General features: G+C 72.0%; 17 protein-coding genes and 1 pseudogene. 10 read left to right on the plus strand and 8 right to left on the minus strand.

Translation table 11 applies throughout. The features are described from left to right. Positions 1–6 precede the first annotated feature (6 nt). From KBX34_RS13380 to KBX34_RS13400, 5 genes are all read right to left on the minus strand, one after another. Positions 7–639 carry a TetR/AcrR family transcriptional regulator gene (locus KBX34_RS13380; RefSeq protein ID WP_210925182.1) on the minus strand — a complete coding sequence of 211 codons (633 nt, stop codon included), beginning with the start codon at positions 637–639 and terminating at the stop codon, positions 7–9. After that, the gene (locus tag KBX34_RS13385) at positions 534–1,898 is read right to left on the minus strand and encodes a methyltransferase (RefSeq protein ID WP_210925183.1); all 1,365 of its coding nucleotides are present in this window, start codon (positions 1,896–1,898) and stop codon (positions 534–536) included. The genes KBX34_RS13380 and KBX34_RS13385 overlap by 106 nt, the downstream gene beginning before the upstream one ends. Beyond that, the gene (locus KBX34_RS13390) at positions 1,895–2,791 is read right to left on the minus strand and encodes a hypothetical protein (protein ID WP_210925184.1); all 897 of its coding nucleotides are present in this window, start codon (positions 2,789–2,791) and stop codon (positions 1,895–1,897) included. The genes KBX34_RS13385 and KBX34_RS13390 overlap by 4 nt, the downstream gene beginning before the upstream one ends. 175 nt (positions 2,792–2,966) lie before the next feature. Continuing rightward, positions 2,967–3,773 carry an HAD family phosphatase gene (locus tag KBX34_RS13395; RefSeq protein ID WP_088951161.1) on the minus strand — a complete coding sequence of 269 codons (807 nt, stop codon included), beginning with the start codon at positions 3,771–3,773 and terminating at the stop codon, positions 2,967–2,969. 826 nt (positions 3,774–4,599) lie between these two features. After that, the gene (locus tag KBX34_RS13400) at positions 4,600–4,989 is read right to left on the minus strand and encodes a hypothetical protein (protein ID WP_099849950.1); all 390 of its coding nucleotides are present in this window, start codon (positions 4,987–4,989) and stop codon (positions 4,600–4,602) included. Between the two features lie 483 nt (positions 4,990–5,472). Between KBX34_RS13400 and ssd the strand changes: the two genes are divergently transcribed. The 7 genes and pseudogenes from ssd (at position 5,473) to KBX34_RS13435 (ending at position 10,770) form a co-directional block, all read left to right on the plus strand. Next, on the plus strand, positions 5,473–6,576 hold the full coding sequence (ssd, locus tag KBX34_RS13405) for a septum site-determining protein Ssd (RefSeq protein ID WP_210925185.1): 1,104 nt from the start codon (positions 5,473–5,475) through the stop codon (positions 6,574–6,576). Further along, the gene (locus tag KBX34_RS13410) at positions 6,573–7,784 is read left to right on the plus strand and encodes a TadA family conjugal transfer-associated ATPase (RefSeq protein WP_210792556.1); all 1,212 of its coding nucleotides are present in this window, start codon (positions 6,573–6,575) and stop codon (positions 7,782–7,784) included. Before ssd ends, KBX34_RS13410 begins: the two co-directional genes overlap by 4 nt. A gap of 608 nt (positions 7,785–8,392) precedes the next feature. Next, positions 8,393–9,091 (plus strand): annotated as a pseudogene (locus KBX34_RS34430) (type II secretion system F family protein); the annotation flags it as partial. Beyond that, positions 9,088–9,729 (plus strand): type II secretion system F family protein, encoded by a 642-nt coding sequence (locus tag KBX34_RS13420; RefSeq protein WP_210925187.1) that lies wholly within the window; start codon positions 9,088–9,090, stop codon positions 9,727–9,729. The pseudogene KBX34_RS34430 and the gene KBX34_RS13420, both read left to right, overlap by 4 nt. Positions 9,730–9,752: 23 nt before the next feature. Continuing rightward, positions 9,753–9,920 (plus strand): DUF4244 domain-containing protein, encoded by a 168-nt coding sequence (locus KBX34_RS13425; protein WP_081883916.1) that lies wholly within the window; start codon positions 9,753–9,755, stop codon positions 9,918–9,920. Positions 9,921–10,045: 125 nt separating this feature from the next. Further along, positions 10,046–10,363, plus strand: a complete 318-nt coding sequence (locus KBX34_RS13430) for a TadE family type IV pilus minor pilin (protein WP_210925262.1) — start codon at positions 10,046–10,048, stop codon at positions 10,361–10,363. Further along, on the plus strand, positions 10,363–10,770 hold the full coding sequence (locus KBX34_RS13435) for an Rv3654c family TadE-like protein (RefSeq protein ID WP_210925189.1): 408 nt from the start codon (positions 10,363–10,365) through the stop codon (positions 10,768–10,770). Before KBX34_RS13430 ends, KBX34_RS13435 begins: the two co-directional genes overlap by 1 nt. Positions 10,771–10,915: 145 nt before the next feature. Here the strand turns inward: KBX34_RS13435 and KBX34_RS13440 are convergent, their stop codons facing one another. The 3 genes from KBX34_RS13440 to KBX34_RS13450 all read right to left on the minus strand — a co-directional run bounded on the left by KBX34_RS13440 (position 10,916) and on the right by KBX34_RS13450 (position 14,317). Beyond that, entirely contained in the window at positions 10,916–11,494 is a 579-nt protein-coding gene (locus tag KBX34_RS13440; protein WP_088951167.1) for a hypothetical protein, read from the minus strand. 142 nt (positions 11,495–11,636) lie between these two features. Continuing rightward, on the minus strand, positions 11,637–11,846 hold the full coding sequence (locus tag KBX34_RS13445) for a hypothetical protein (RefSeq protein WP_088951168.1): 210 nt from the start codon (positions 11,844–11,846) through the stop codon (positions 11,637–11,639). Between the two features lie 98 nt (positions 11,847–11,944). Next, entirely contained in the window at positions 11,945–14,317 is a 2,373-nt protein-coding gene (locus tag KBX34_RS13450; RefSeq protein WP_247671789.1) for a DEAD/DEAH box helicase, read from the minus strand. A 188-nt stretch (positions 14,318–14,505) separates the two neighbouring features. On the opposite strand from KBX34_RS13450, the gene KBX34_RS13455 reads away from it, so the two are divergent. From KBX34_RS13455 to KBX34_RS13465, 3 genes are all read left to right on the plus strand, one after another. Continuing rightward, a complete protein-coding gene (locus KBX34_RS13455; RefSeq protein WP_088951170.1) occupies positions 14,506–14,862 on the plus strand; it encodes an STAS domain-containing protein in 357 nt (118 codons plus the stop codon). Next, complete coding sequence (locus KBX34_RS13460; RefSeq protein WP_172862142.1) at positions 14,862–15,296, plus strand: ATP-binding protein; 435 nt, start codon at positions 14,862–14,864, stop codon at positions 15,294–15,296. Before KBX34_RS13455 ends, KBX34_RS13460 begins: the two co-directional genes overlap by 1 nt. A 315-nt stretch (positions 15,297–15,611) precedes the next feature. Then, positions 15,612–17,972, plus strand: coding sequence for a sodium-translocating pyrophosphatase (locus tag KBX34_RS13465; protein ID WP_088951172.1), 2,361 nt, complete (start codon positions 15,612–15,614; stop codon positions 17,970–17,972). The last annotated feature ends 57 nt before the right edge of the window (positions 17,973–18,029 follow it).

Here is an 18,029-nt window from a genome sequence, read left to right on the forward strand (position 1 = left end):
CCGCGATCAGTCCCGTCGGGTCGCCCGGTTGACCTTGGCCTGGAGCGCCCGGCGGGCGATCGGCCCGAGGTCGTCGACGATCTCGATGAGGAGCGCGAGCTGGTCGAGCGCCGCCATCGCCTGGTCGGCGCCCGCCGGGTCCACCCCGTCGTAGAGTTCCAGCCCGATGAACGCGGCCGAGACCGCGCGGGCCAGGCCGGGCACGTCGGCGACCTCGGCGAACGGGGACCCGGCGAGCAGCCTCCGCAGCACCGCCTCGATCTCGTCCACCCACAGTTGCAGCGCCCCCGCGGTGGGGGCCGCCATCCGTTGGTCCGCCTGCGCACCCGCCAACATCTGAGCCAGGAAGGTGACGTTGCCGAGCTGGCGTTCCTCCTCGTGCAACGCCCGCCCGACGGCGAGCAGTTCGCGCAGCGAACCGGCCGAGGCCAGCCGCGTCGACCAGTGCTCGACCCGCTCTGCCGTGCTGACCCGGCAGGCCGCCGAGAGCAGGTCGTCGACAGTGCCGAAGTGGTAGAAGACGAGCGCCTGGTTCACCCCCGCGGCGGCACCGATGGTGCGGGCCGAGACGCCGGCGATGCCGTGCTCGCGGATGGCGGCGATGGCGCCGTCGAGGAGACGCTGCTTGGTGTCGGACATGGCTCTCCTTCCGGACGGGCCGGGTGCGGCGCTGCGATCATCGCATCGGTGACCAGTTGGGCGAGCCAGGTGGCTCCGGGCAGTCGCAGGGTCCAGCCGACCAACGCCCAGCCGAGGTGGACATGTTCGAGCCCGCGGGCGACGGCGGCCACCCCCCGTTCCGTGTGACCGTCGCCGCCCACGTACTCCGCCCGCCACAGCACGTGCTCGTGTTGGCGGGCCGGTCGGATCCGCAGCCCCACCGGATGCCGCCGGGCCAACATCCGCCAGGTGGCCGCGCAGGGCCCGCAGTCGTCGTCCAGCCAGAGCACGGCCGGTGGCCCGGAGGAGTACGGCCGCCATCGAGGCCACCAGTCGCGCACCTGCCGCCGGTAGGACCGCCAGGAGACGCCGTAGCGCACCCGTAGGTCGTGCTGCTCGTGCGGTCCGGCCACGGCTGCTCCGAACGCACACGCCGACACCGCGGCGAGGACCAGGGCGACGCTGCGGGTGGCCGCCGCGGTGAACAGCAGCAACACCACGGCGGAGACCTGCATCGGGTTGGCCAGATAGGCGTACGGGCCGGTGGTGACCAGACGACGCGGCGGGTCCCACGGGTACGGGGTGCCGCCGCCCCGGACGGCGAACTCCGCGACGGCAGCCAGCGCAGGCGTGGCCACCAGCAGGGCGAGCTGCGCGACGACCAGCATCCCGGTGCGGTCCAACTCCGTCAGTTCCGCCCACGACCCGTCGCCGAACTCGAAGGCCAGCGTGGGGACGAACCAGAGCAGTAGGGCGCTGAAGACGCCCACCTGCAGGAACGTACGCGCGCCGAGGTGCCGGCCGTCGGCGCAGAACCGACCGAGCAGTTGGGCGGGCAGGGCCACCGTGAGCAGCCCGACCACCTCCCCGACGAGCCAGTGTGGGCCGAGGCTGACCAGCGGGTGCAGTGCCGGCATGGCCACCGCGTCGACCCAGAGCAGCAGACCCAGCGCGACCGGCAGCGGCAGCACCCGGCGCAGCAGCACCGGCAGCGGACCCCAGAGGGCGGCCCAGCCGATCCACAGGTCCACCGGCATCCCCCGGTACGACCCGTCGACCGGCGCGAAGGCGTACCAGTCGGCCAGGCCGGCGACCTCGTGCAGCGCGGCGATGCCGATCCCGGCGGTCAGGAACGCCAGCAGCGCCGCAGCGCGGACGGCCCGGTCCCGTTCCCGGGCCCCGACGGCGAGCACGGCGAGAAGCGGCAGTGCCAGGCTCAACCAGCGGGCGACCGTCACCGCAGCGCCAACATGTCGAGCAGGTGCCGCATGCCGGCGCCGAGCAGCACTTGCTGCACCGGGCCGAAATACCAGGAGGGGTCCAGTCCCCGCGTGTAGTCGACCCGGACCTGGACCTCGGTGTGCCCCGGGTCGAGCGCCCGCCAGGTCAGCTCCGCGTGCTGCCAGGTGAACCAGCGTGCGGTGATGGAGCTGTCCTCGACGAAGCGGAAGCCCACCCGCCCCGGCGCGACGGTCTCCACCTCGGCGAGCAGATGGCCGCCCGGGCCGTGCGCGCTGCCGTGGTAGCCGAACATCCACCGGTCGCCGACCTCTAGCCCGTCACCACTGACCTGCCCGGGGGTGGGCACTCCGAGGAGCCGCAGCGGCGCGGACCGGACGGCGGTCGGGCGGGGGCCGGTGGAGAGCCGCTCGGCGACCCGCTCGACGGGGAGCCCGACGACCCGGACCACCTCGACCCTCTGCTCCGGGTCGACCCGGGGAGCGATGCCGCTGCCCTCCAGGCCGGGCAGGAGCAGCAGCGGAACGGCGACGATCGCGTACGGCTGGTTGGCCTCCCGCAGGGCGCGGATCAGCGCTGTGGTGCCGTGTGCCACCCCGTAGACCAGTGGGGCGGCCAGGATGACGCAGACCGCGCCCTCGTGCAGTGCCACCGCCGCCAGCAGCAGGGTCACCGTGGTGGCCGCGAAGACCTGGCCGTGGGCCGTCCGGCGGGGGGTGAGCGCGAGCCCGGCCGCCAGGAGCACCGGCAACGCCACGAAGAGCACAGCGCTGTCGGCGCGTCCCTGGCGCACCACCCCGACGAAGAGGACCAGCCCGAAGAGCGCGATCAGGCCGGCCAGGATCCAGTGCGCACTCGTCCGCTGCGGTGTCGACTCATCGTCATTCTCCATCCGAAACCCCCCGTGTTGAGCAGTCGCTTAAACGGAGGGTACGGCTATTTGAGCGACCGCTCAATCCCGTACTCAGGCGGGAGCGAGGACGCTGGTGGCGGTGTGGTTCTGGGCGGCCTTCACCGTCGGCCGGGCTTCGGGTGCTGGCTGGTGCGCCCTGCCGGCCTGGTCGGGCTCAGGCGGTGGTGGCGGCGGCGCGGGTGCGACGGTGCCGGCCGTACCAGGCGATGCCGATGGCCACGCCGACCCCGACGCCGAGCGCGGCCGCGGCCACCGGGACGGCGGGTCGCTCCCGCAGACGACGGCCCAGCGGGATCGGGTGCCGGAACTCCAGCACCGGCCACGCGTTCTCCGAGGCCAGCTTGCGCAACTGCCGGTCCGGGTTGACCACGCTCGGATGGCCGACGCACTCCAGCAGCGGGCGATCGCTGTACGAGTCGGAGTAGGCGTACGAGTCGGCCAGGTCGTAGTCGCGGGCGGCGGCCAACTCGTTGACCGCCTCGACCTTGCTCGGGCCAGCCGCGTAGAACTCGACCTCGCCGCTGTACCGGCCGTCGCGCACCGTCATCCGGGTGGCGATCACGTCGGTCACCCCGAGCAGCTCGCCGATCGGCCGGACCATCTCCTCGCCCGACGCCGACACCAGGACCACGTCCCGCCCCGCCGCCTGGTGCTCCGCGATCAGGACGGCGGCTTCGGCGTACACATAGGGGTTGATCAACTCGTGCAGCGTCTCCGCGACGATCTGGCGGACCTGCTCCACCTGCCAGCCCTTGCAGAGCGCGGCCAGGTAGTCCCGTGTTCGGGCCATGGTCTGCTCGTCGGTGCCGCCCAGCCGGAACATCAGCTGCGCGTACGCCGACTTGACCACGTCACGTCGAGTGATCAGCCCGTCCCGGTAGAACGGCCGACCGAACGCCAGGGCGCTCGACTTGGCGATGACGGTCTTGTCCAGATCGAAGAAAGCGGCACTTCGGCCCACGGCGCGAAAGTCTAGCCGGATGGTCTATCGTCGGCGGGTGCCCGGGGTCAGGCCACCCCTCAGACCTGCGGGCAGGCACCACCACCTCCGCTCCGCGTGACCGTGCTCACACTCTGCGAGGAGATTTTCGCACTGAGTGGAGGCGGCACCACTCGACGTGACGGGCCCGCTCAGGCAGACTTGTCCGCACGACGAGTTTTCACATCTCCGAAAACAGACAAGACCCTCAGCGGTTGCACCCCCCGTGACCGCTGAGTGGTTCGGCTCGACCCCCCCGGAGCCGAACCTTTCGACGACCCCCGTCTCCCCCCGACGGGGGTCGTCCCTTTCTGCTGGAAACGCTCCACCGCTGGTCGCAGGCCGTCCCCGGCCGGTTCGGGCGGCGTTTCTGCGGTTGGAAAGCAGCACCGAGGCAGCGGAACCAGCGGGTGCCTACGGGACGCGGCGGTGGTCGTCCAGGTGTCGCTCAGCTGCGTGCCGAGACGGTCGATGAGCAGACCCGAGACTGGATCTGCTCATCGACCGGTGCGCCTGACCCGACTTCACCACGGATGCGCCGGCTCCTGGACCGTTGTGACCGCCGGTCCGCCAAGGGCCGGGTCCCGTGCGGGCAATGGATCAGGGCCGCTGAAGCTGCAAGTTCGACCGAGGCGTGCGTGGCGGCCGGTCGGACAGCCGGTGTGACTACGCGCCACCTACGCCCGCGACCCGGGAGTGCGGCACGGGATCGCTGCGCCGGACCTGGCCGCCGGCAAGCTGCGCATCCGCGACCGCATCCGCATCCGCATCCGTGGACAGCGGCGCGCGGTTTTCTCATTGCGAAGCGCTAGCAGGAACCGTGCCAATTTACCTTGGTCACGATTACCTGAAGGTAGAAGATGTTGCCGCGCGGGGTGGCGCAGTGCGTGATGACCGTGGAGTCGTCCTGCCACGTGTGGTGGTATTCCAATTCGACGTTCGCGGTCGTGTAGTTGTAGAAGGTTTTCGTCGGGGCGCTGCCGGTCCACGGGCCGGTGGTCACCAGGGACGGGGTCTCCGTGGGGCCAGAATTCACGGGAGCCCAGTTCGGCCAGGCGCAGAAAGTGCCCTGCTGACAGTTGCCGGGCGGCCACGGCTCCTCGTTCGGCCACGGGCCGTCGGCTGACGCTGGCGCGGCGGGGATGGCGGCCAGCAGGCCTGCGGTGGACAGGGCGATGGCGAGGGATTTCAGTCGCACGTTTCTCTCTTTCCCAGAGGAATCGGTCGATGAAAGTTACCACCGGGAAAGTTGAGAGCGCAAGTATCTAATTTACTGGTGTCAAAGCTTGGAACTTTCTGTGATCTCCCTGAAATTGCTGGCCAGTGGCGGTTTCCGTGATTGCCTTTCCGGCGTTGTGGCTGGTCAGGTGGTTTCTGATGAGAGAGCCTGTTGGGCGTCTCAGTGGGTCCACGAAGAAGCGGGACGAGGGCTGGTTCACCAGCCGGTACGCCGCCGAGTGCGCGCGCACTCGGGGGGTCGCTTCTTCCGGGAGCGGCCCCGCTGTTTTCCGGGCAGCGGCAGGAGCTGCGAAGTTGCCCGCGCCCATAGCAGATCAACTGTCTCGACGGGCGTTGTCCACAGCCCACGAAGTTGTCCACAGGCGACGCGATCAGGGCGGCTCGCGGAGCGGTTTCCGAGCAGGGTCGGCGGCATACCAGAGCCCGACCGCTGGAGGCCGCGATGCCACCCCGTACCTCCGTTCCGCCGATCCGTCGGCTTCCGCTGGTCGTCACCGGCGACGACGATCTGCTCGATGATGTGCTCCGGCTCGCCGCAGCAGGCGGGACGGAGGTGGACCTCGCCCGCGATCCGGCGGCCGCCCGCACCCGGTGGCTTCCTGCGCCGCTGGTGTTGCTCGGCGCCGATCAGGCGCAGTCGTGTCTGCGCGCCCGGTTGCCGCAGCGCTCCCGGCTGGTGCTGGTCGGCCGGGCCGGTCAGCTCGATCCGGGCTGGCAGATCGCCGAGCTGATCGGGGCCGAACACGTCGCCATGCTGCCCAACGCGGAGCCGTGGCTGGTGGACCGGTTCGCCGAGCAGGGACCCGGCCGTCCGGACGGCGTCGGGGCTCGAATCGTCGCGGTCTTCGGCGGTCGGGGCGGTGCCGGCGCGAGTGTGCTGGCCGGTGGTCTCGCCGTGACCGCAGCCCGGGCCCGGCTGCGCACTCTGCTGGTCGACGCTGATCCGCTCGGTGGTGGCCTCGACCTCGTGCTGGGCTGGGAGCAGTTGGAAGGGCTGCGGTGGCCGTCCCTCACCGGTGCCGACGGGCGGGTGGATGCCCCGGCGCTCGTGCAGGCTCTGCCCAGCCGAGGTGACCTGGTGGTGCTCTCCTGGGACCGCGGCGAAATGCTGCCGCTGCCGGTGGCAGCGATGGCGGCAACTGTTGATGCCGCCCGTCGTGGGCGGGACTTCGTGGTGGTCGACCTGCCCCGACAGTTGGACGACGCGGCAGTGGTGGCGTTGCAGGCGGCCGACCAGGCGTTCGTCGTCGTCCCGGCCGAGCTGCGTGCCACCGCTGCGGCCGCTCGGGTCGTTGCCGCCGCCGCCCCGCACTGCGCCGCGCTCTCGGTGGTGGTGCGCGGTCCCGCCCCGGGCCGGCTGCGCGCGACCGAGGTGGCACGGGCTCTTGGGCTCCCACTGGCTGGCACGCTGCGCCCCGAGCCGGGGCTCTGCCGCGGGCTGGAACGGGGCGAAGCACCAGCCGCCGCAGGCAAGGGCCCATTGGCCGTGCTCTGCCAACGGATCGTCGCCGACCTCAGCGGTTCGCCGGCGACGGGTGCGGCATGACCGGCCGGCCGGAGGACAGCGGCATCGCCGCCCGGGTGCGCCAGCGCATTGCCTCCGCCACCACCCCGGTCACACCGGCGGCGATCGTCTCGGCGGTACGGGCCGAACCGGCCGCCGCGGTGCTCGGCGACACCGCCGTGCTGCGGATCGCCGACCGGGTGCATGACGACCTCGTCGGCGCGGGGCCGCTGGCCCCGCTACTCGCCGACCCCGAGGTGACCGACGTCCTGGTCAACGGGACCCGAGTATGGGTCGACCGTGGTTCGGGGCTGCAACAGGTCGCGGTCCCGGTGGGCTCGGTGGAGGATGTCCGCCGGTTGGCGCAGCGAATGATCTCCAGCGCCGGTCGGCGGCTTGACGACGGGTCCCCGTACGCGGATGCCCGGCTCCCCGACGGCACTCGACTGCACGCCGTGCTGCCACCGGTGGCGACCGAGGGTCCCTACCTGTCCCTGCGGACCTTCCGGCACCGGCCGTTCACGCTCGACGAGCTGGTGCGCCAGGGCACCGTGCCGCGACCGGTGGCACCGCTGCTCGCCGCCGTCGTGGCGGCCAGGCTGGCGTACCTGGTGACCGGCGGAACCGGGTCAGGCAAGACCACCCTGCTCAACACTTTGCTGGGGATGGTGCCGGCCACCGAGCGGATCGTGCTGGTGGAGGACGCCGCCGAGTTGCGTCCGGGGCATCCGCACGTGGTGGGGCTTCAGGCGCGTACCGCCAATGTGGAGGGATCGGGGGTCGTCAGCCTCGGAGACCTGGTCCGGCAGGCGCTGCGGATGCGCCCGGACCGGCTGGTGGTCGGAGAGTGCCGGGGCGGTGAGGTGGTCGACCTGCTGGCCGCGCTCAACACCGGCCACGACGGGGGCGCTGGCACGCTGCACGCCAACACCCCGTCCGACGTGCCGGCCCGACTGGAGGCGCTGGGCATGCTGGGAGGGCTACCCCGCGCCGCGCTGCACGCCCAGGTCGCCGCTGCGTTGCAGGTGCTGTTCCAGGTGCGACGAGGCGACCAGGGGCGCGTCCTGGAGTCGGTCTGCCTGCTGCTGCCCGAGGGGCCCGATCGGTTGGTGACAGTGGTGCCCGCCTGGGTGCGCGGCGGCGGGCTCGGGCTGGCCGCCCGTGCACTCGGAGCGCTGCTGCGGGCGCGCGGGGTGGCGGTGCCGCCGATTCTGAGCGAGCCGTGGCCCGGATCGGCAGGCCCGGCATGACGGGCGGGGCGCTGCTGGTGGCAGCGCTGCTCCTGGTCGCCGCCGCCCTGGTGGCGTGGCCCGTGCAGACCATCCGGTCCCGCCGGCGTCGTGTGTTGACGCCCGGACAGGGGAGCGCCGGTCCCGATCCGGACGACGCACTGGTGGAGTGGATCCGGGAACTCGGTCGTACGTTGGACGGGCCGGTCGACGAGGCCGGCGACTCGCTGACCTCGGGTCGTCCGGTCGGCATGGCGTACCAGCCGCAACGCGGCACGGGTTCCGGCGCGAGACGGACCGCGCTCGGCTGGCCTGCCCGGGACATCACCGGGAGACCGAGCTGGCCCGGAGCGCCGGGCGGGTCGGTGGGGTCGAAAGGTCCGGCGGGGCCGACGCGCCCGCCGATCCGTCGGGATCCTCGGCGCCCGGCCGGCACCGCAGTGCCGGAGGTCACGACCACCGACGCGGGACGTGGGGGCGGCACGTCGGTGGCCGCGATCGACGGCGTAGGAGTGACAGCGGACCGGTGGGTCGACGCCCCAGGCGCTGCGGCGACCGATGATCGCACCAACGTGGAGGCGGACAGTCGAGGTGACGTGTTCGGCGCCGAGGGGCGCGGCGACGTCGATCGCCGTGACCATGGCGACCCGGCGGAGGTGACGGCCGCCGACCTGGCCGACATGACGGCCGTTGGCCCGAGTGCCGTCGCGGCGGCGCCTGCCGTGCGATCGAGGGCGCGCGTGTTACCGCTGGTCAGCCTCCTGGGAGGCGGTGTAGGTGCGGTGGTCGGCGGTCCGGTGGCCGCGGTCGCGTTGGCCAGCTACGGCACGCTGGCCGTACGGGGTGTGTTGCGCTGGCGGGCGAACCGGCGCACCGAGCGCATCCGACGACGTGGGCTGGACCAACTCTGTGGTCTCGCGGCGGATCTCCGGGCCGGCCTGCCCGTCCCGCACACGCTTGAGGCCGCCGGCGGTCCCGGGCAGTCGGACCGGCTGCGCCAGCTGACCTCAGCGGCGGTGCGACTGGCGGACCGGACCGGCGCACCGCTCGCCGAACTCGTCGAGCGGATCGAGGCGGACGCTCGGGCGACCGACCGAGGTCTGGCCGCCGCAGCCGCACAGGCGGCCGGTGCCCGGGCCACGGCCTGGTTGCTGGCGGCGCTGCCGATCGGCGGGATCGCCCTCGGGTACGGGATAGGTGTCGACCCGGTGGCAGTGCTCCTGCACAGCAGGGTCGGCGGAGCCTGTGCCGTTCTCGCGGTCGCACTCCAGGTCGGGGGTCTCCTCTGGGCGGAACGGCTCGGCTCGGCACCGGGACGGGCCGGATGACCTCCCGGGTCCCGGCGACTCGACGCGGCCCGGCCAGCGGCCGACGGCCGGACGCCATCCGGCTCGCCGCGGCGCTGTCCGGGCTCGCCGTAGCCGTGGTCGTCGGGGGGTGGCTGGGGCTGCTCGGTGCGGTCCCGACCGCATTCCTGCTGGACTTTCTCCTACGCCGGATCGAGCCGCCGGCTGTGCGCAAGCGGCGGGTCCAGGAGGCCGCCGACCTGCCGCTGGCCGCTGATCTGCTGGCTGCGGCGATGCGGGCGGGGGCGCCGGTGGATCGCTCGGTGCTGGCCGTCGCCGAGGCGCTCGACGGACCGCTCGCCGGCCGGTTGGCCCGGGTCGGCCGCACGCTGCTGCTCGGCGGTGGCCCGCCGGAGGCGTGGTCGGCGTTGGACGGGATCCCTGGCGCGGACCGGCTGACGGCGGCGGCCCTGCGCTCAGCCAACAGTGGTGCCGCCCTGGCCGGTGCGTTGACCCGGCTCGCCGACGACCTGCGCGCCGACCGTGCCACCGCCGCCGAGGCGTCGGCACGCCGGGCCGGCGTGCTCATCGTCCTGCCGCTGGGGCTCTGCTTCCTGCCGGCGTTCATTCTCGCCGGCCTGGTGCCGGTGATCGTCGCCGTTCTCGGCGACGTGCTCTGACCCCATCGAGAAAGGGAACAGTCATGCGCAAACTGATCGCCCGCCTGCGCGGCGACGCCGGGATGAACACGGCCGAGTACGCGGTCGGCACCCTTGCGGCGGTCGCCTTCGCCGGAATCCTGTTGAAGGTGCTGACCTCCGGCAACGTCCAGTCGGCGTTGACCGCCGTCATCGACCGGGCGCTGAAGTGACCCGGCGCCGGCAGGCCGGTCGCGGTCCAAGGTCGGGCACCCCTGGGCGGGCAGGTGAGGACGGGCGGAGAGCCCGCTTCGTCGAACGCGCCGCTGGTGGTGACCGTGGGTCGTTCACCGCCGAACTGGCGGCCGGCCTGCCGGCGCTGCTCCTGCTCCTGTTGGCTGGCCTGACCGCGGTCAACGCCGTCACCGTGCAGGCCGGCTGCCTGCACGCGGCCCGGGAGGCGGCGCTGGCCGCCGCCCGTGGCGGGGACGGCAGCGCGGCGGCCGGGCGTGCGGCACCGCCGGGGGCTTCGGTGACGGTGTCCGTCGACGGCAACCGGGTGCAGGCGACGGTACGCGCGCCCGTCCGCACGCTGGGCGGCCGGCTACCACGGGTCACCGTGGTCGCGACCGCCGTCGCAGCCGTGGAACCAGGCGCCGCCGAGGGAGTTTGGTGATGGGTTGGCGAACCCGCATCGGCCACGGACCGGACGCTGAGCGACTCGATGACGGGCTGCCGGACGCGCAGCGTGGTGGTGCAACAGTCCTGCTGCTGGCGATCGGGCTGGTCTTCGTGCTGTTCGGAATGTTCGGCGCTGCCATCGCCGCCGCCGGCATGGCCGGTCAACGGGCGGCGGTGGCGGCCGATCTGGGCGCGCTGGCCGGGGCTGTCCAGGCGCTCGACGGCGACGCGGTGGCCTGCGCATCGGCCGCCGACATCGTCGGCCGCAACGCTGGTCGGCTGGTCGGCTGTCGCCTCGACGGACTCGACGTGCTGGTGACCGTCGAGGTGGCCTTCACGCCACTTCCCGGGCTGACCCGCGCCGTCACCTCGACGGCCCGCGCCGGCCCAGCGCGCGGTTGACGAGGTGAGGCTGGGCGGTGCGTCGACAAGCGCTGTGGAGCTGACGGTTTACGACATCTGCCGACGACCTGCTGGCCGGGATCGGGGCTGAGAGCCGCGTCCCGGCCAGCGGCCGAGGAATGGGTGGCCAGGCGGGCCGGGTGGGTCAGCGGGCCTGGAGCGCGTCGAGGGCGACGGCCATCGCGATGACCAGGCGACGGTCGATCTGCGGGTGCTGCACCTCGACGATGTACTTGTCGCGCAGGCCCCACTTCTTGACCACGGTGAAGACCGGCTGGCCGCCCGCGGTGAAGTCGAAGTGGTACGGCAACCAGGACAGCGAGTCGACGAACCGGCGCAGCAGCGCCACCGGCATGCTGCGCTCCTGGCCCGTCACCTGCGGCAGGCCGTTCTGCTCGACGTGCCAGGTGGAGCGCAGCAGCGACTGGGCGAAGTCCTTGCGGAACAGGCCGATCGGGTTCCCGGCCGCGTCGGTGACGTCGTACGTGGCGCCGAGGTCGATGCGCTGGCGGGCCTTGAAGCCGAGCAGGGGCTGCTGCTTCGAGTCGTCCGTGTAGATCGTCACCTGCTCCTTGAAGGCGAGCCGCTTCTGCTGCGCGAACGCCAGCAGTTCGCCTTCGGTGCCGTCCGGGGAGACTGCCCGGACCTCGTACTGGTTGACCATCATGCGCAGTCGCTGGCGGATGTGGAACTGGTGCTGACCTTGCAAGTTGTCAAGCTGCATCTGATCTCCTCAGGGGGTTCGTGCGCCGGAGTCTCGCACAGCCCGACAACCGTCGCGTTCCCCGCCATCGATGATCACAGGATGCGGGGCGGTCAGGCGACCGCCCCGCATCCCGGTGCCCGTGCCGACCGGGAATGGAGGATCAGCGGCCGTCGGCGGTGGTCGCGGCGCGTAGCGCCCACGTGTTGAGCACCTGGTGGATCACGCGCAGCCGTTCGTTGATCTGCTCCAGGCGTTCCGCCTGAGCCAGGGCGGCCAGCGCGGTTCCGAGCGCGATCTGCTGGTCGAGAGTGAGTTTGTCCTGGTCGATGGTGTAGAGCAGGTCGACGGTCTCAGCGATGGTGTCGGCCACGGCTTCTCCTCGGGCACGGGGGGCGATCAGCAACAAAGGCATCGATGGAAGCGCTCCCACACATTGTGCCCCGCGCCGAGTCGATTCATGCAACCTGCTCACTCGGGCAGGTTCGCCAACACCACGTCGAGCACCCGGATGGCGTCCGGCTTGGAGAGCGGGTTGTTGCCGTTGCCGCACTTCGGCGACTGCACGCAGGACGGGCAGCCGCTCTCGCAGCCGCACTCCGCGATCGCGTCCCGGGTGGCCCGCAGCCACGCCGACGCCGTCCCGTACGCCCGCTCGGCGAACCCGGCGCCACCCGGGTGCCCGTCGTAGACGAAGACGGTCGGCGCCTCGGTGTCCTGGTGCACGGCGGTGGAGAGCCCGCCGATGTCCCACCTGTCGCAGGTGGCCATCAGCGGCAGCAGGCCGATCGCGGCGTGTTCGGCGGCGTGCAGCGCACCGGGCACGTCGGCCGGCTGGACCCCGGCGAGAGTCAACGACTGCGGCGACAGGGTGAACCACACCGCCACCGTGCGCAGCTCCCGGGCGGGCAGGTCCAGTGGCCGGGTGTCGATCACCTCGCCGGTGGCGATCCGCCGCCGCTGGTACGACACGACCTGACTGGTCACGTCCACCTCGCCGAGGAACATGCCGACCGGCCCGGCGTCCACGTAGGAGCGCACCGACACCACGGACAGGTCGGTGACGTCGCGGGCGTGGGTGGACCAGTCCGGCTCCTCGGCGTGCACCAGCGCACAACCGTCGACGAGGTCGAGATCGTCGACCACGTACGAGACGCCCTGGTGCAGATAGACCGCGCCGGAGTGCAGCAGGAAGTGCGAGGAACCACCGTCGACAGTGCCGAGCAGCCGGCCGGTCGACGACTCCACCACGCAGACCGGGGCGCCGCCCTCCCCGCGCAGGTCCACCTCGGGCCGCTCCCGATGCCGCCAGTACCAGCCGGTGGGCCGCTGCCGCAGCGCCCCGGCGGCCACCAGTTGGTCGACGGCCTCCTTCGCCCCGTCACCGAATAGCGCCAGGTCAGCCGGGGTGAGCGGGGCCTCGAACGCGGCGCAGGCTAGCTGCGGTGCCAGCACGTACGGGTTGGCCGGGTCGAGCACCGTCGCCTCCACCGGCGCGCCGAAGATCGCCTCCGGGTGGTGCACCAGGTAGGTGTCCAGTGGGTCGTCCCGGGCCACCAGCACGGCGAGGGCCTCCTGGCCGGAACGCCCGGCGCGGCCCGCCTGCTGCCACAGCGACGCCCGGGTGCCCGGGTAGCCGCAGATCAGCACCGCGTCCAGCCCGACCAGGTCCACGCCCAGCTCCAGCGCGTTGGTCGAGGCCAGGCCGAGCAGGTCGCCGTGCAGCAGCGCCCGTTCCAGTTCGCGCCGCTCCTCGCGCAGGTAACCGCCCCGGTAGGCGGCGACCCGGTCGCCGAGCCCCGGGACCGCGTCGTCCAGCGCCCGGCGCGCGTTGGCCGCCACCACCTCGGCGCCCTTGCGGGAACGGACGAACGCGAGTGTGCGTACCCCCTCGGCGACCGTGTCGGCGAGCAGGTCCGCGGTTTCGCGCAGCGCCGAGCGGCGGACCTGTTGAAGGTCGTCGTGGTCGCCGGTCGACTGCGGTGGCACCGGGGTGGAGGGGCCCGAGTCGGGTGGCAGAAGCGGCGGCTCCCAGAGCGCGAAGGTCACCCCGCCGCGCGGCGACGCGTCCTCGGTGACCGCCGTCACCGGCAGGCCGGTCAGCCGCCCGGCCGCGGTCGACGGGTCACCGGAGGTCGCCGAGGCGAGGACGAAGACCGGGGTGGACCCGAACCGGGCGCACTGCCGCCGCAGCCGCCGCAGCACGTGCGCCACGTGCGAGCCGAACACCCCACGGTAGGTGTGGCACTCGTCGATCACCACGTACGCGAGCCGGCGCAGGAAACCGGACCACTGGGCATGCCCGGGCAGGACGCCGTGGTGCAGCATGTCGGGGTTGGTCAGCACGAACCGGGAGTGCCGGCGGATCCACTCCCGCTCGGCGCGCGGAGTGTCCCCGTCGTAGCAGGCGGGGCGTACCCCCTCCAGTTCCAGCGCGGCGACGGCCCGCAGCTGGTCGGCGGCGAGCGCCTTGGTCGGCGCGAGGTAGAGCACTGTGGCCCGGGGGTCGGCGAGCAGGGTGGCCAGCGCCGGGAGCTGGTACGCCAGTGACTTGCCGGACGCGGTGCCGGTGGCGACCACGACGTGTTCACCCTCGTACGCCAGGGTGGCTGCCTGGGCCTGGTGCTGCCAGGGCGCGCCCACGCCGCGCCGGGCGAACGCGGCGCGCAGCTCCGGCGGGGCCCACGACGGCCACGGCGCGGGCACCCCGGGGCGGGCCGGCACCCGTTCGACGTGGGTGACCGGGTCGGCGGCACCCCGGGCCCGAAGCCGGCGCAGCAGGTCGGCCGGCGTTGGCCCCGGGCTGGGACCAGCGGATACGGTGGCCGCGGACGACGACTCCAGCTCAGGGCGCGACGCGGGATGCGCCGTGCTGAAGTCGTTGGAGGTCACGCCCTGCACTCTCGCACTGGTGTTCGGAGATGAAAAGTCGGACACCGGGGTAAGGGGAAGCCTCCACTGGCGTCCGCAGGCCGCGCAGGCGGTAGTGGTTAGATGCCCACGAGAGTTTACGGCTCTGGCGAGGAGGACCGATGGAGCTGTCGCTGGCGACGCACACCGTGGGCGAGCACACGGTGCTTGAGGTCGGTGGTGAGGTGGACGTCTACACCGCGCCCCGGCTCCGCGAACGACTCCTCGAACTGATCGACGGTGGCGCCCGTCACGTGGTGGTCGACCTCGGTCGGGTGGACTTCCTCGACTCCACCGGGTTGGGCGTGCTGGTCGGCGCGCTCAAGCGGCTGCGCTCGGCCGGCGGTTCGTTCGCCCTGGTCTGCGACAAGGAGCCACTGCTCAAGATCTTCCGCATCACCGCGCTGGACCAGGTCTTCCCGCTGCACCCGACGGTCGACGCGGCGATCAGCGCCGACTCGGCGGGCGCCGGCGCGTGATGGCGACAGTCAAGCTCTCGTTCTCGCCCGCCCCGGTGCACGTGCGCACCGCTCGCCTGGTCGGCGTCGCCGTCGCCCGCCGTGCCGGGGTCCGGGAGGACCTGCTCGACGAGGTGCGCCTGGCCATCGGCGAGGCGTGCACCCGGGCGGTGGCGCTGCACCGGCAGTACGGCCTGGCCGACCCGGTGCTGGTGGAGATGTCCGACGGCGGCTCGTACGCGGTGCGGGTGGTGGACCGGGCGCCGATCGAGGCTGGCATCGGTCTGACCGCGCTGCCGCCGGACGAGCTGGCCAACGAGTCGCTCACCGACGAGGCGCTGACCACCGGCGTGGGCTTTGCGCTGCTCGCCGGCTTCGTGGAGGACCTGCAGGTGCGCCCGGTCGACGAGGGCATCGGCACCGAGGTGCGGATGGTGTGGCCGGTCGGCCACTGACCCCTTCTCGTTCGTAGGCCGCATCCCCAGCAGGGGGTGCGGCCTTCTTGCATGGACCGGGCCCTATATCAGATTTCGTTTCATAACACAGCGACGAAGATCATCGCGACACGGTGGCACCTGCGTGTGACCTCCGACACTGTGGAGGGCTACAGTACCCGGGTTGTCAGCAAGTGACCTATCCCGCAGCCAGCGGGTATGGGTGTTCATCGCTGGTCCGCTGGTGGGTTGGCGCGCGCTTGCGAGTCCGCAATCAGGCGTCGGTCAGTGCGTCTCCACTCACCGGCGCGAGTGTTCGGTAACAGGAGGACACAGATGTCCGAGACCTTGGCCGCCGACGGCGGCGGGCTTTCCCTTACCGGAAGCAATGTCACCTACGTCGTCATCGCCGCGGTAGTCGCGCTGGTGGCGCTCGGTTTCGCTGCCGCCCTGACAAAAACGGTGCTGGCCGCTGGTAAGGGCACCGAGAAAATGCAGGAGATCTCGGGGGCGGTCCAGGAGGGCGCCTCGGCCTACCTGCTCCGGCAATTCCGCACCCTGGCGATCTTCGTCGTCGTCGCCGTCGTGCTGCTCTTCCTGCTGCCGGTGCACGACACCGATGGCAGTGAGCTGGCGGTGAAGATCGGCCGTTCGGCCTTCTTCGTGGTGGGCGCCCTGTTCAGCGCGTTCATCGGTGGCGCCGGCATGTGGCTGGCCACCCGCGCCAACCTGCGCGTGGCCGCCGCCGCGAGGGAGCGAGTAGGTGGCCGCGAGGCGGCCATGAAGATCGCTTTCCGGACCGGCGGCGTCGTCGGCTTCCTCACCGTCGGCCTCGGGCTCTTCGGTGCCGCGCTGGTCGTCCTCGTCTACCGGGGTGACGCGCCGACCGTGCTGGAGGGCTTCGGCTTCGGCGCCGCGCTGCTCGCGATGTTCATGCGGGTCGGCGGCGGCATCTTCACCAAGGCCGCCGACGTCGGCGCCGACCTGGTCGGCAAGGTCGAGCAGGGCATCCCCGAGGATGACCCACGCAACGCCGCCACCATCGCCGACAACGTGGGCGACAACGTCGGTGACTGCGCCGGCATGGCCGCCGACCTGTTCGAGTCGTACGCGGTGACGCTGGTCGCCGCACTGATCCTCGGCCGCGCCGCGTTCGGCGAGGAGGGCCTGGTCTTCCCGCTGATCATCTCCACCATCGGCGTGCTGGTCGCGATCTTCGGGGTCTTCATCACCCGGCTGCGAGCGTCCGACCGCAACGCCCTGACCGCGATCAACCGAGCCTTCTACATCTCGGCGGTGCTCTCCGCGGTGCTGGTGGCGATCGCCGCCTTCGCGTACCTCCCGGCGACCTTCGGCGAGTTCGACGGTGGCCTCACCGAAGCCACCGGCAACCCGCGGTTCGTGGCCATCGGCGCGGTGGTGATCGGTATCGTGCTGGCCGCCGCGATCCAGGCGCTGACCGGCTACTTCACCGAGACCAACCGGCGACCGGTGCAGGACATCGGCAAGAGTTCGCAGACCGGTGCTGCCACCGTCATCCTGGCCGGCATCAGCATCGGCCTGGAGTCGGCCGTCTACTCGGCGCTGCTGATCGGCGCCGGTGTCTTCGGCGCGTTCCTGCTCGGCGGCAGTTCCATCACGCTGTCGCTGTTCGCGGTGGCACTGGCCGGCACCGGCCTGCTCACCACCGTCGGTGTGATCGTCGCGATGGACACCTTCGGGCCGATCTCCGACAACGCCCAGGGCATCGCCGAGATGTCCGGTGACATCGACGAGCACGGCGCCAAGACGCTCACCGAGTTGGACGCGGTCGGCAACACCACCAAGGCGATCACCAAGGGCATCGCGATCGCCACGGCGGTGCTCGCCGCGACCGCGCTGTTCGGCTCTTACACCGACTCGCTCACCAGCGCGTACGCGACGGCTGGCGTGAACGACGTCGGCAACGAGATCCTCAACGCGCTGAACGTGGCGAACCCGCGCAACCTGGTCGGCCTGATCATCGGGGCGGCGGTGGTCTTCCTCTTCTCCGGGCTGGCCATCAACGCGGTGTCCCGCTCGGCCGGCGCCGTGGTCATGGAGGTCCGGCGGCAGTTCCGTGAACTGCCCGGCATCATGGACGGCACCCAGCGTCCGGAGTACGGCAAGGTCGTCGACATCTGCACCCGGGACGCGCAGCGTGAGCTGCTGACCCCCGGCCTGCTCGCCATCCTGGCGCCGATCGCGGTCGGCTTCGGCCTCGGGCCCGGCGCGCTCGCGGCGTACCTGGCCGGTGCGATCGGTGCCGGCACCCTGATGGCGGTGTTCCTGTCCAACTCCGGTGGGGCCTGGGACAACGCCAAGAAGCTGGTCGAGGACGGCGCGTACGGCGGCAAGGGCTCCGAGTCGCACGCCGCGACGGTCATCGGCGACACCGTCGGTGACCCGTTCAAGGACACCGCCGGTCCGGCAATCAACCCGCTGATCAAGGTGATGAACCTGGTCTCGCTGCTGATCGCTCCCGCCGTGGTGGCGTGGAGCGTCGGCGATGAGCGCAACGTCGGCCTGCGGGTCGGCATCGCCCTGGTCGCGACGCTGATCATCGTGGCGTCGGTGGTGTTCAGCAAGCGCAAGGGCATCGCGATGTCCGACTCCGACGCCGACGGCAACACCGGCGCCGGCAGCACCGACCACCGCCCGGAGACGGTCAACGCCTGACCCGTCAACGGCCCAGGGTCCCCGGTCGACGTCCGCGTCGGCCGGGGACCCCGGCCG

Origin of the sequence: Micromonospora sp. M61 (assembly GCF_018070245.1) — a bacterium.
GTDB lineage: Bacteria > Actinomycetota > Actinomycetes > Mycobacteriales > Micromonosporaceae > Micromonospora > Micromonospora zamorensis.